Genomic DNA, 12,914 nt, shown 5'->3' on the forward strand with positions numbered 1-12,914 from the left:
TTCAGTAAGGTCGTTTTAAGGCGGCTTCATGGGTTTTTGCCCTACTAGGAATAGGTAAATCAAACGCCTATAGCTGGAACGGAGGAACCGATTTAATCGGGGCTAATCTGGTAACGCCATCTCTAGGACGAATAATATAGGTTGAATGGTATGGGTTGAATGGTATGGGTTGAATGGTATGGGTTGAATCGTATAGGTTGGTAAAACCTGATCAACTTTAACCCAATAAAACAACAGCCCAAGAAAACAACAGCCCAATAAATCAACCCCTAGAGAAACGGCAGAAGGGAATCTCTCAACCCTAGCCCGTCAGCTAACTCCGTCAGCATTGAGAGAAGACGATTAAAGACAAGCTGATTTACTGATGTCGAGGGGTCATTGTCAATCAATAACCACTTTTGTTCAGTAAATATCACTCATCGATTGTTCTAGTTAAGGAAGTTCTAGCAATAGATTGAATTGAGATAATTCAACCTATAGATGATAGGGCTTAGAAGTGCCTCATGGTGATCTCTCTTGGTGGAGATTATAACTGGGGTGACTTGTTGATCCGGCTTATCTTTGCATTGGGAGAACCTCTCTAGAGATAAGTTGGGAGGAAGGCTTTGTCTCTTTGCAGACTTCCGGAAACAGAACAGGGGAAAACCCACCAAAAACCCACTAATTATTGAGCGCTTGCGAGAGAATAATTAGTCAAAAGTTTTGGGATGTCGTTCTTGTATTGATTCGATTAGCGCGAAATAAATTGTCTTTATTATCCCAAGGGTTCTAACTATGTACGGAAAATTAAATAATGGATTCTCTTCAACCTCATGCCGAATCCAGTCGATTCTCTATCATCTACGCAAAATTGCCCAGCGATTACATCGTTTCCGTGTAATGGATTTAATTATTGTGCCTTTAGTGGCTATATTTTCAGTCATTATTATGGGGTTTACGGTGATGTCTTTTGTCACGACGCTTACTCCTAATCCCACTTGGCCAGTTTTGGTGACGACGGTTTTAACGTTTTCCGGTGCGTCTAAAAGTTATTGGGAAGTGTCCCATTATCTTTGGGAGTTGCCTGATGGTAGTGTTGAGACATGGCAATTTCCGGTAGAAGGATAAGTTTGGCTAATTTAACCCAGCTTCTTGGAGGGCGCGATCGCGGATTTGACAAGAATCACATACACCACAAGGGGTTTCTCCCCCCGCATAACAAGACCAAGTTTTTTCTAGGGGAATCCCCAGTTTTACCGCACGACGCACAATGTCCACTTTGGAATCATGGATGAGGGGGGCGACGAGTTGGGGCGCTTTCCCCTCTACTCCGACTTTAGAGGCCAGATTCGCTAAAGTTTGATAGGCACTGAGGTATTCGGGGCGACAGTCGGGATACCCAGAATAATCTACCGCATTAATGCCCAGAAAAATGGCCTCTGCTTCCTTGGCTTCGGCCAGAGAAAGGGCGATCGCAATAAAAACCGTATTGCGTCCCGGAACATAAGTCGAGGGGATAACATCCGCTTGGGGCCCATCTTCCGGTAGTGTTTGGGAGAAGTCCGTCAGGGAAGATCCCCCCCACTGGGCTAAGTTTACGTCAATTGTGTAGTGTTCTGTAATGCCTAAATGTTGTGCGATCGCCTCAGCCGCTTGTAATTCCCGTTCGTGTCGTTGCCCGTAGCGAAAGGAAAGAGCCATCACCTCATACCCGTCTGCGATCGCCTGTGCTGCCGTTGTTGAAGAATCCAACCCCCCCGATAGTAAAACAATCGCTCGTTTCATTAATGCCCCCGACACCTCAACAATAATTGATTTTATCCTAAAATACGGGGAATTCTAAGGGGGAGCATTTTGTCGGTTAGGTGGAGCGACAGCGCAACCCAACCGATCACCGCCAGAGGGATAGAAACAGAGGATTTAGCTCATCGTCGGGAAGCCCCGCACTGTACGAATGAAGGCAAGCCTTTTTGATTATTTATCCCTAAAATCTTGCAGTTTCTCGCTCCCAATCGAAAGACCTATTAAAATTGCTTCGAGGGATATTCAGCAGACCCTAGTTACGCCCAAGCGAGATAGGGTAATTGACCAGTAGTCGCCTGAATCTGCTCCCGATTCGCCACTAACTGCCCACAACTATCCCATGTTCCCGTGGTGAGCATTTGTTGCGGCCCAGCCCCCATTTCAACCTTCAGCGTTAAGCCATCAAAACGAGCGTCTAGCGCTTCTAAATCAAGGGTGAGCATTCCTTGAGGATTGTTCATTAAAGCCTCTTGTAGCTGGGAAACTTGTTCAGGGGAAGCCGTCACGCAGGGAATGCCAATCGCCACACAATTACCAAAGAAAATTTCGGCAAAACTTTCACCAATTAGGGCTTTAATTCCCCATTTTGATAAAGCTTGAGGGGCGTGTTCTCGGGAAGAACCACAACCAAAGTTTTCATTTACAACTAGAATATTAGCTCCTTGATATTGGGGTAAATCAAAAGGATGTTGTCCCTGCATTTGTTGACGGTCATCCGCAAAGGCCTGTTCTCCCAAACCGTCAAACGTGACACAGCGCAGGAAACGAGCCGGAATAATGCGGTCTGTATCAATATCATTACCTTGGAGGGGAATTCCTCGTCCTGAAACGGTTTTAACTTCACTCATAGGATCTATTTATTGAGATTCAGTTCCCATTATCGCAAATCTTGGGCTAGGTTTACCTAGGGTCGTCCGATGGGAGTCGGGCAATCTTGCGGGTGTCGGGAAAGCAGAAAGAAACATCAGGACAAAACCCAATGTTTCCAGAGTAAGTCGAAATCTGTAGTTCACCTGATAAAAAGGGGAGTCACGGGCTGAGGATGGCACAGCGGAGGCGGTTTTCTCCTCTCGGGTGCAGTACCATCTCCAATCTTAACGATATAGGAGAGTATTAAGGATAGTGCGTCCATTGCCATCTACCACTTGTAAACGAATTACGTTAGGATCAGCAGGTTGCCAAGCGACTTGATAGCGGATATTGCCATTATGCCAAGTGTAAACTCGTCGTTGGGCATTCCCGCCTGTGCTGGCTCCACTGAGGTAGATGTCATTGTCTGTGCGTCGATTGCGGCCGTAATAGCTGAGGGCGTTATTGTAATAGTCTAGGGTGACGGACCACTCAGCATTCTCGAAGGTGCCAATGGGTAAACGACTTTGAGCAACGACGGGACTGGGGACGACCATCTCTGCAATGGTGGGGGTGGCTAGGCCTAAAATAGCACTGAGGGCGATCGCAGAAATTTTCATAGAAGTTGGAAACTCCTTGGTTGTAACGGATTAAAGGACAATCAATCAAGCACCTAGGAAATACTCCACACCCTAGGGGGAGGATTTCGCAAAGTTGACCAAAATTCTAGAAGACTCGCCCCGTTCTTAATTTCTCACTTCTTGAAAAAGCCTCAACCCACAGGGTTGAGGCTAATCGATAGACCATGATAGGCTAGATTTTCGTCAAACTTAGCCCAACCATTCTAAAACGGCCTCATCTTTCGTGTTCGTGTCACGAGAGGGCGTTTCGCGGACGAACTTCATATGGATAGAACGCATTTGTTCCCCATCGGTCGCCACCGCCATAATGGGATAGTCAATCAGACCATCTTGGAAGGACATCTGGAAACGGAAAGTACCGTCAGAATTTAACTTAATCGGACGACCGCCAATCGTTACAGTAGCATCCGGTTCCGTGGCACCGTAGATGATGAGTTCAGCATCAGCCACTAACCAGAACTTACGAGGACGGATGGGGGGCGCAGAAGCAGAGAAGCCGACACCGGACATTCCCACACCGGACATGGTTAAACCTAAGCCCACGCCGGACATTTGCATTCCTACGCCGGACATTTGCATCCCGACACCGGACATTTGCATTCCCACACCGGACATGGTGGGAATTCCTAGACCATAACCGGACATTTGCATCCCGACACCGGACATTCCCACACCGGACATGGTGGGGATTCCTAGACCATAACCGGACATTTGCATCCCGACACCGGACATTCCCACACCGGACATGGTAGGTACACCTAAGCCCACACCGGACATTTGCATCCCGACACCAGACATTCCCACACCGGACATGGTGGGGATTCCTAGACCATAACCGGACATTTGCATCCCGACACCGGACATTCCCACACCGGACATGGTAGGTACACCTAAACCCACACCGGACATTTGCATCCCGACACCGGACATTCCCACACCGGACATGGTGGGGATTCCTAGACCATAACCGGACATTTGCATCCCGACACCGGACATCCCCACACCGGACATGGTGGGAATTCCTAGACCATAACCGGACATTTGCATCCCGACACCGGACATTCCCACGCCGGACATTTGCATCCCCACGCCGGACATTCCCACGCCGGACATGGTAGGTACACCTAAGCCGACACCGGACATCATCCCAACACCGGACATCATGCCGACACCGGACATCATCCCAACACCGGACATGGTTTCTAAACCAATGCCAGACATTCCCACGCCGGACATTTGCATTCCTACGCCGGACATTCCCACGCCGGACATGGTAGGTACACCTAAGCCCACACCGGACATCATGCCGACACCGGACATCATCCCAACACCGGACATCATGCCGACACCGGACATGGTTTCTAAGCCAATGCCGGACATTCCCACGCCGGACATTTGCATTCCCACGCCGGACATTCCCACGCCGGAAGTGGTTAAAGCGCCCACACCGGACATCATCCCGACACCGGACATGGTTTCTAAGCCGACACCGGACATCATCCCCACACCGGACATGGTTTCTAAACCAATGCCAGACATTCCCACGCCGGACATTTGCATTCCCACGCCGGACATTCCTACGCCGGAAGTAGTTAAAGCGCCCACGCCGGACATTCCCACGCCGGAAGTGGTGACAGCGCCCACACCGGACATCATGCCAACACCGGACATCATCCCCACGCCGGAGGTAGTGACAGCGCCCACACCGGACATCATTCCCACGCCGGACATGGTTTCCATGCCGACACCGGACATTCCCACACCGGACATGGTGGTTTCCATGCCGACACCGGACATTCCCACACCGGACATGGATTTTGCGATCGCCGCCCCGGACATTCCCACACCAGACATGGATTTACCAGCCCCAGAAGCCCACTGTCCAACCCCCGAGGGGAAGACATAGGAACTCACCGACTCTTCCGGTGCTTGCTGCATGGAGCCATAGAGAGAACCGGCCAAGCGTTGGGCTTCGGCGGACTCGGAGAGGCCAAATATCTCATCGTAAATGGGGCTACTCTTAGCTCCGGTGTAGCGTTCATTGGGAGCAACCAATTGGAAAACGCGCTTGCCTTGTAATTCTTGTTCCCAAGAAATGGTCATAAAATGATCTTCCACCCAATCCGAGGGATAGATGGGGGGAACTCGCACCGGATGGGAACGAGCGAGGACGAGCCAACGACCATCAAAGCAACGATAACCGATTTCTACGAGATAATCGCGATCGCTCACCGGGATGGGGATATACCATTCCCGCGCTAGTTCATCACAGGGATACTCTTGAACACTATGGGGACTGTGAAACTCAAACGTTAAATCAGTAATGTCATAAATCCGTAAAGCCAGTTGTTGCCCCCCTTGGCGGCGCAGTGCTTCCCGGTGGGTATTCGGCACATCCCAGTAGGCATAACACCATTGAGGATCCCGAGGCATTAACACAATCAGGCTTTCCCCATAACCAGAGGGCAAATCTGGCAACCCTTCATCAACCGATGCCAAATTATCATCAATGGGATCGTCTTGACCGACTTGAAACTTTGATGCTTCCACGTCTGCTTGAACCTCTGGAGGACGAGATGTTGTTTGAACTTGTACGTTGGCAGAGGAGGAGACAACCCCTTGTTCGTTTTCACTCTCTTGTATAGCAGCCAAAAGTTGCGACTTGCGCATCCGACTGTAACGGGAGATATTATATTGACTGGCAACCTTGCGCAGTTGCCGTAAGGTCATTTGATCTAAAGGTTGGCGTTCTTGTGCCATAGCATTTCTCTGAACTCGTCAGAAGATAAGGTGAGCAGGTACAGAATCAACAAACTCTGTAGGTAGAAGGAATGAGCAGAACTCATCCGAGGCAACAAACCCCTCCACGTTGCTCTGTTACCAAAAGAGCAAACACTCTTGAGCTTAAGAACCCTTTGATTTAGAGTGTTGGGAGTTATTTTGTTACATATACTTAACAAAACCTTTTAGGGAATGGTCAAGGGGGGGACTAGGAGAGTTTAGGAGTTTTAACGAAATTTTGGGATCAACGGGGATCGTTATGTCATGAATTTTTGACAATTGGCGGATCCCCCTTTCCAAGGAGGATAGAGTGAGGCAGGACATCCCACGTTAGACCCGCAATTCTCCACGCCTATTCAGTGTCGCTTAAAGTCCAGAAACTGATGGCTTACCGGGGAGAAATCCCATTCGTGAAACGTTGCGTAGCAAACGACTAGGGAGACAATCGCCTCTGCTATGGATAGGCAACTTGAATATGTCACTGAACCAGTAACAAGAATCTCTCAGCATACCCGTTAGGGTTGCTCGGAGAGTATGTCAAGTTCTGGAATTCTAAGCGGATTTTACTTGTTCAATCACCCAATCAAACTTCGCTAAAAACGTCTTTAGTGCCTCACTATCGGGAATGGTGGATAACTGAACATTGGGTAAACGGCGCTCATTAGGATTGACAGGTAATGCTAAACCTACCCCACTTAACTGACCGCGTAATTCATGCCAATGGGTTTCCTCGTCAAAGGGTGGCAAGGCTGCATAGACATCCGAGGCAATTTGCAACATTCCATCAATCCCGACAAAGAATAATTCAGCCATCTGACCATTAACTTCTAACTTGGCGGCAAAACCACCGTAGGAGTCTCCAATTCCCCACTGCACTTGTAACGATGATTGATGATGACGCACCCACTCATAAATGTCCTCGACTAAGCTGGCCTCATCTTCTCCGTAGCGGACTTGATATTCTTCTAAGAAAGAGCGCTCATCCCACTGTCTCCGTTCTCGGGCTGTGCTAGATTTTTTCTGTAAGGCCTCAGCCGTTTGACCAATCACTTTAGAAACTAAGGTTTTCAGCCCATCCTGATGGCTAATATACTGTTTAATCTCAACGGCTAATACTTCAGCCGGATCCATTTGTTTGTTCAAAAACTCTACCATGCGCTGTAATTCTGGGGAAATCCGGTCAGCCACAAAAATTAGGCGAATTTTGCCAGCCTGCATATTAGTTTTGACTTGTTGCCAAAACTGTTCCTCGTCACCGTCTCCCCCAAAGAATTCTTCAAAAACCTGTTCGGGGTCACGATTTTGACGATGACAGTTCACCTCAAACTGATCTAAAATCGACTCGACTGGCCAGTAAATTCCCACATTGGCGGCATAATCTAACATCTGACCAATCATTTCCTTGCGCAAGCGACTGTCCCCATCCCGTCTCACATCGACTAAAGTTGGAATGGCCTGTTGATCAAGAAAGAGGTGATTAATCGACCAACGTTCTGCACCGAGATCATCCGTCGGTAAGCTCCCAATCCGTTGTACAACCAACCAATGACGGACAGTTCTATATTCAGCCCCGTGTAAGGCTAAAAGATTCGGATAGCGTTCTAGCAACTCTTGCAGGAGTGTTTCAGAATCATAGGGGCGTTCGGTCATTTCTACAAGTTGGTCATCTTCTTGGACTAGGTATATACCTCCACTCACTGGAATCTCCCTTCGTTTAATCGATACTATGGTTTCCTCTCTTTCCCATTCTCTACCAAAATGGGAAGTTTGCTGTTTTCCCCTGCTACAATCCCTAAGTAATCTCGGCTCACTGATTACATATAGACGGTCATGGTTCAACAAGTCGCTCCTCAATATTCTCTTGCTTGGCTGCACAAGATGGCGGAAATCCCCCAAACTGAATGGGATGCCCTCGCTCAACCTTTGGCTACTCCTTTTTTAGAGTGGGAATGGCTGAATAATCTTGAAACGTCGGGTAGTGCAACGGCAAGGACGGGCTGGCAACCTTGCCATTTAACGGTATGGCGCGATCGCCAACTCATCGCCGCCGCTCCGTTATACATTAAAGGTCACAGTTACGGTGAATTTGTCTTTGACCATCAATGGGCTGATTTAGCTTACCGTTTGGGGTTAGAGTATTACCCCAAATTATTAGGCATGACTCCTTTTACCCCTGCTGTGGGGTATCGTTTTTTAATCGCTCCGGGGGAAGATGAGGATTTTATTACCGGGATGATGGTGGCGGAAATTGACCATTTCTGTAGCCGAAATCAGTTATCGGGCTGTAATTTTCTCTTTGTCGATCCTCAGTGGAAACCTGTGATTGAACGGCAGGGTTTTCAGGGCTGGTTACACCATAGTTACATCTGGGGAAATCAGGATTTCCAAACCTTTGAGGACTATTTAAAGATTTTTAACTCCAACCAACGCAAAAATATTAAACGGGAACGGAAATCTGTCGATCAAGCAAATTTACAGATGATGGTTCATGAGGGGGCGGAGATTCCCCATCACCTCTATCCCCTGATTTACCGTTTTTATAGCAGCACCTGTGATAAGTTCTACTGGGGCAGTAAATACCTCACGCGCCAGTTTTTTGAACAGTTGTATCCCAACTATCAAGAGCGAGTAGTGCTGTTTGCGGCCTATTCAGGCGATCGCAACCCCGAAAAACCCGTTGGCCTCTCCTTCTGTCTTCGCAAAGGAGACAACCTCTATGGTCGCTATTGGGGCTGTTTAGAACAATTTGACTGTCTCCACTTCGAGGCCTGTTACTACCGCCCTGTTCAATGGGCTATTGAACAAGGCATACAAATGTTCGACCCCGGCGCAGGAGGACGACACAAGCGACGGAGAGGATTTCCCGCCACCCCCAACTACAGTATGCACCGCTTCTATGATCACCGGATGGCGAAAATTCTCAAGGCTTACATCGGCGAGATCAACGACATGGAACAGCAGGAAATGGATGCCATTAATCAGGATCTCCCCTTCACCAAAAAAGAAATTGTCTTTTAAACCTGAGTTTTCCCAACTTTTTCACGTTGTTTTTCTAAGATTCTAAAGTTGAAGCCTATCAGATTGTGCCTTGTCTCACTATGACCCCTCCAACTTCTACCTTGAATCTTCTTTATTCCCTGATCAAAAAACTTGGGGAGACAACAGCCACAGGTCAATTAGTCCTCACTGCGCAAAATAAACGCTGGTATTTCTTCTTTTACCAAGGCCAATTAGCCCATGCTACCACCCAAACCCATCGCGTTCGTCGCTGGTACCGGGCGTTACGAAAACATGACCATTCATGGACTCCCACAGAATCTGATACTTTCCAACGAGAACCTTGGGAATATCGTGTACTTTTGCAAGAATATCAGCAGCAAAAACTACATTACTCCAAAGCTAAAGCTATTTTAAAAACCATTTTTCTAGAGATCCTGTTTTCTCTAAGTCAAGCGCAAGATATCACACATAAATGGATTAATGGCTGGTCTGTTGAAAAATATAATCAGCCAGAGTTTACCTTTGAACGGTCAGAACTTAAACCCCTTTTTAAAGAAGTCAAAGCCTTAAGTGAACAATGGCATTCCTTTAACTTTTTTCCCAGTCTTTCTAATCAAGGTATCCTCTTAAAAACTCCTCCCCTTTGTTCTGCATCTAGTAAAAGTCTGTTATCCCTGCAACCTTTACTCAACGGAAAGCGCACATTCTGGGATATTGTCGTAAAAACAAAACAATCCCCCACCATTTTTACCCGCACGTTATTTTATTATTTGCAACAGGAACTCATTCAATTTAAATCCCTGCCAGACTTACCGAATCCCACGGTAAATAAGGCGTGTGAGTTACCGCAACAACACCGTCCTCTAGTGATTTGTGTAGATGATAGTGCAAACATTTGTCATGAAACCGAAAAATATTTAACTCAATTGGGCTATCAATGTATTTGTATTCAAGATTCAACCCAAGCGTTACCCATCCTCTTACAACATAAACCGGATTTAATTCTCTTAGATTTAGTCATGCCCGTTGTCAATGGTTATGAACTCTGTACCCATTTACGCCGTGTTCCTCATTTCAAATCCATTCCTGTTGTCTTAATGACAGGAAATAAAAGCATTATTGATCGTATCCGGGCGAAACAAGTTGGGGCAACGGAGATTATTCTTAAAACAACGGAAAAAGCTGTACTTGCTCAAGCCGTCAACAAGTATCTGCGCCCCTCACATTCAACGAATCAGGCTGTTCCTATTCTGCAATATAGTTTAACCTGAACAAAAACTGTCTCTGTTCTGAAGCACTACATTGAGCCGCAATATTCCCCCTATAGTCTTTAGGAATCCACCTAATGGACATCAGAATATATCAGTATTTCTTATGAATTACAACTGGTTTGGGATTTCTCAGCGAAGGCGGCAATGTTTCCCGTGGTACAATTCAACGGGATATCGAAGCTCAAAGGAAAACCCGACGCAGCCTAAAAGCTGCCGCACTACACCCCACCTTTAAAAGAGGGTGGGATGTACCATAGGGGATCTATAATGATGTCAAAACACCCGCTTGAGCCATCCAGCCCAGCACTGTCAGTACAAAATTTCACATTCAAACGAGATATGACCCAAGGAAAAGGACAAGGATTCGGTTTCGGTTTAGGCAAAATGAAAGAACTAACCGAAGCATTTAAAAAAGCCCAACAAGTTCAACAAGGGGCGAAACAACTACAAGAAGAACTCGAACAAATGGAAATTGAGGGGCAAAGTAATGATGGTTCAGTAAAAGTCATCGTCAGTGGCAACCAAGAACCTCGACGAGTGGAAATCTCCGAAGCCGCTGTTGCCCAAGGTCCTCAAGCCCTCTCTGAGCTAGTGACAACAGCTATGAAAGACGCTTATGATAAATCCACAGAAACCATGCGTTCCCGCATGGAAGAATTAACCAGTGGTTTAAATCTGCCCGGGTTATAAAATTTTTCCTTATTGCAACTTATACAAGAGGTCAACATAATATTGACCTCTTTTTTCCGTTTTACAGAAAAAGGACGAGAGCTTGAAAGCCACGTCACTTTAGTGTGTGGAGGAAAAGCGAACGGGCGGTTTAAACGGCCTGTCAGAAAACGTCAAAAAAACTTGTCATTTTCCTGTTTGTAACGTTATCATTTTAGCCTAGGCTAAAACGATAACGTCATTTTCCTCTCAAGTTAACTTTTTTGCCCCCCCAAATCTTGTAAAACCACCGCAACCTGATTTAATAATTGAACCGTGCCTTGAGTCTGACTAATCCCCACAACCGTTTCCTGCGCACCCTGATTAATATTATTCATCGCTAGCATCACCATTTCAATCGCCTTAGCTTGTTGCTGTGCCGTCAAAGCAATTTGTTGATTTGTAGCAATCACATCTGCAACTGATTCGGAGACACTTTTGAAAGCATCCGCCGTTTGTTTTGATAATTGAATCCCCATGCGAGCATTGGTTTTGCTAGTTTCAATACTTTTGAGAACAGGCTGCATCACCCTTTGAGTTTCTGCAATCAAATTTGTAATTTTCGCCGCCGACTCCTTACTTTGATCGGCTAACTTGCGAATTTCAGTCGCCACCACCCCAAAACCTCTCCCCTCAGCTTGCGCACGAATCGCCTCCACTGAAGCATTCAAGGCTAACATATTAGTTTGAGTCGCAATATCAGTGACTAAGGCACTAATCACATTAACTTGTTCTAGTTTTTGATTTAACTCAAGAATTCCTTCCACAATTTTTTCTACATCCTCTGTCGTTTGAGAAATCCCCGTTAGTGTCTCTCCTACTGTTAAACTACCGACTTGAGCAAAATTCAAGACTTGTTCGGCATTTTGTAATGCTTGATTCGCTTGATCTGCTGATTGATTGGAGGCGACTTCAAGTTGATGAACAGTGGTTGTAGTTTCATTCACTGAAGCCGATTGAGCCGCTAGCACTCGCTCCTGTTCTTCAACATTCACACTTAGTTGACGGACGGAAGAGGCAATGGTTTGAATTACTTCTAACAAAGGCTTACTAATCATTCGACTTAATACAATCCCCAAAAAAATGGCTACACAAGGCGCAACAAAAACACCAATTAAAGCCCAAAAGATTGATAATTTTTGTTCGGACTGTGCTTTTTCTTGAGCTTGTCTAGATAGTTGTTCATTTATTCTAATTAATTCAACGATTTCTTGAGAAACTTGGTCAAACAGAGGTTTCTTTTTATTCTTTTGTTGCTGACTAATTTCTGTCCAGAGACGAATTGAATTATCGGCGGCTGTTATTCGCTCTATTCGAGTCTCCTCCGCTTGATTGAGAGCATTTAGTTTAACTTCCCAAGGATTGGTAAAACCCAAACTATGATAAGTGTTTTCCATCCTTAAGAATTCTTGATGGGCTTGTTTCCAGCCTTCCCAATTGGCTAAAAATCTTTGATAAACTTGCTCTTCTTCTAGAGTGCGTGGGGTTGCTTGGTAATTTGCTAATCCTTCCTCAATTTGTTGCCAGGCTGTTCGGATTCTCCCTAAAGCTTCTTCCCGATCTTGTTGTTCTAAACCCGGATAAAGGAGTATTCTTTCTGAAGCCTGAATTTGGGTTGTTCCTTCATTGATTTTCCAGAGTCCATTGATACTGGGTAAGGTATTTTCAGTAAAGATTTGAATGACTTCATTTAAGCGATTGACACTCAACCAACCCATACCCGCCACAATGAAAACAATCAAACCCATGACTGAAAAAGAGCCAATCAGTTTAACTTGTAAACCCGATTTATTGAACATAAGTTCCCTCCCAATTGGGAATAATTATATGAACCGGGGATTGACTGTAATTTTAAAGTTATACAATAGCCCAGCTATATAGG

General features: G+C 46.1%; 9 protein-coding genes, 2 pseudogenes and 1 riboswitch. Of the genes and pseudogenes, 4 read left to right on the top strand and 7 right to left on the bottom strand.

The window, feature by feature from the left end; translation table 11 throughout:
• Positions 1-61 precede the first annotated feature (61 nt).
• Positions 62-342, top strand: a riboswitch (cyclic di-AMP (ydaO/yuaA leader).
• A gap of 432 nt (positions 343-774) precedes the next feature.
• Positions 775-1,107 carry a hypothetical protein gene (locus tag SPI9445_RS0106275; RefSeq protein ID WP_164674475.1) on the top strand — a complete coding sequence of 111 codons (333 nt, stop codon included), beginning with the start codon at positions 775-777 and terminating at the stop codon, positions 1,105-1,107.
• Between the two features lie 6 nt (positions 1,108-1,113).
• Here the strand turns inward: SPI9445_RS0106275 and queC are convergent, their stop codons facing one another.
• From queC to SPI9445_RS0106300, 6 genes and pseudogenes are all read right to left on the bottom strand, one after another.
• Positions 1,114-1,779, bottom strand: a complete 666-nt coding sequence (queC, locus tag SPI9445_RS0106280; protein WP_272943226.1) for a 7-cyano-7-deazaguanine synthase QueC — start codon at positions 1,777-1,779, stop codon at positions 1,114-1,116.
• 260 nt (positions 1,780-2,039) lie between these two features.
• Positions 2,040-2,630, bottom strand: coding sequence for a 3-isopropylmalate dehydratase small subunit (leuD, locus tag SPI9445_RS0106285; RefSeq protein WP_017303885.1), 591 nt, complete (start codon positions 2,628-2,630; stop codon positions 2,040-2,042).
• A 246-nt stretch (positions 2,631-2,876) separates the two neighbouring features.
• Positions 2,877-3,251 carry a hypothetical protein gene (locus SPI9445_RS0106290; protein ID WP_017303886.1) on the bottom strand — a complete coding sequence of 125 codons (375 nt, stop codon included), beginning with the start codon at positions 3,249-3,251 and terminating at the stop codon, positions 2,877-2,879.
• Between the two features lie 210 nt (positions 3,252-3,461).
• Positions 3,462-3,842: pseudogene (locus SPI9445_RS31950) on the bottom strand (DUF4912 domain-containing protein); the annotation flags it as partial.
• 1,242 nt (positions 3,843-5,084) lie between these two features.
• Positions 5,085-6,032, bottom strand: a pseudogene (locus tag SPI9445_RS31955) (DUF4912 domain-containing protein); the annotation flags it as partial.
• A 573-nt stretch (positions 6,033-6,605) separates the two neighbouring features.
• Complete coding sequence (locus SPI9445_RS0106300) at positions 6,606-7,751, bottom strand: hypothetical protein (RefSeq protein WP_026079574.1); 1,146 nt, start codon at positions 7,749-7,751, stop codon at positions 6,606-6,608.
• A gap of 132 nt (positions 7,752-7,883) precedes the next feature.
• Here SPI9445_RS0106300 and SPI9445_RS0106305 point away from each other — a divergent pair, with 132 nt between their 5' ends.
• From SPI9445_RS0106305 to SPI9445_RS0106315, 3 genes are all read left to right on the top strand, one after another.
• The gene (locus tag SPI9445_RS0106305; RefSeq protein WP_017303889.1) at positions 7,884-9,071 is read left to right on the top strand and encodes a GNAT family N-acetyltransferase; all 1,188 of its coding nucleotides are present in this window, start codon (positions 7,884-7,886) and stop codon (positions 9,069-9,071) included.
• Between the two features lie 80 nt (positions 9,072-9,151).
• Complete coding sequence (locus SPI9445_RS0106310) at positions 9,152-10,324, top strand: response regulator (protein ID WP_017303890.1); 1,173 nt, start codon at positions 9,152-9,154, stop codon at positions 10,322-10,324.
• Between the two features lie 339 nt (positions 10,325-10,663).
• Complete coding sequence (locus SPI9445_RS0106315) at positions 10,664-11,014, top strand: YbaB/EbfC family nucleoid-associated protein (protein ID WP_017303891.1); 351 nt, start codon at positions 10,664-10,666, stop codon at positions 11,012-11,014.
• 233 nt (positions 11,015-11,247) lie between these two features.
• On the opposite strand, the gene SPI9445_RS24555 is transcribed toward SPI9445_RS0106315, so the two are convergent.
• On the bottom strand, positions 11,248-12,831 hold the full coding sequence (locus tag SPI9445_RS24555; protein WP_017303892.1) for a HAMP domain-containing methyl-accepting chemotaxis protein: 1,584 nt from the start codon (positions 12,829-12,831) through the stop codon (positions 11,248-11,250).
• Between the last annotated feature and the right edge of the window lie 83 nt (positions 12,832-12,914).

This window comes from Spirulina subsalsa PCC 9445 (genome assembly GCF_000314005.1).
Taxonomy (GTDB): Bacteria; Cyanobacteriota; Cyanobacteriia; order Cyanobacteriales; family Spirulinaceae; genus Spirulina_A; species Spirulina_A subsalsa.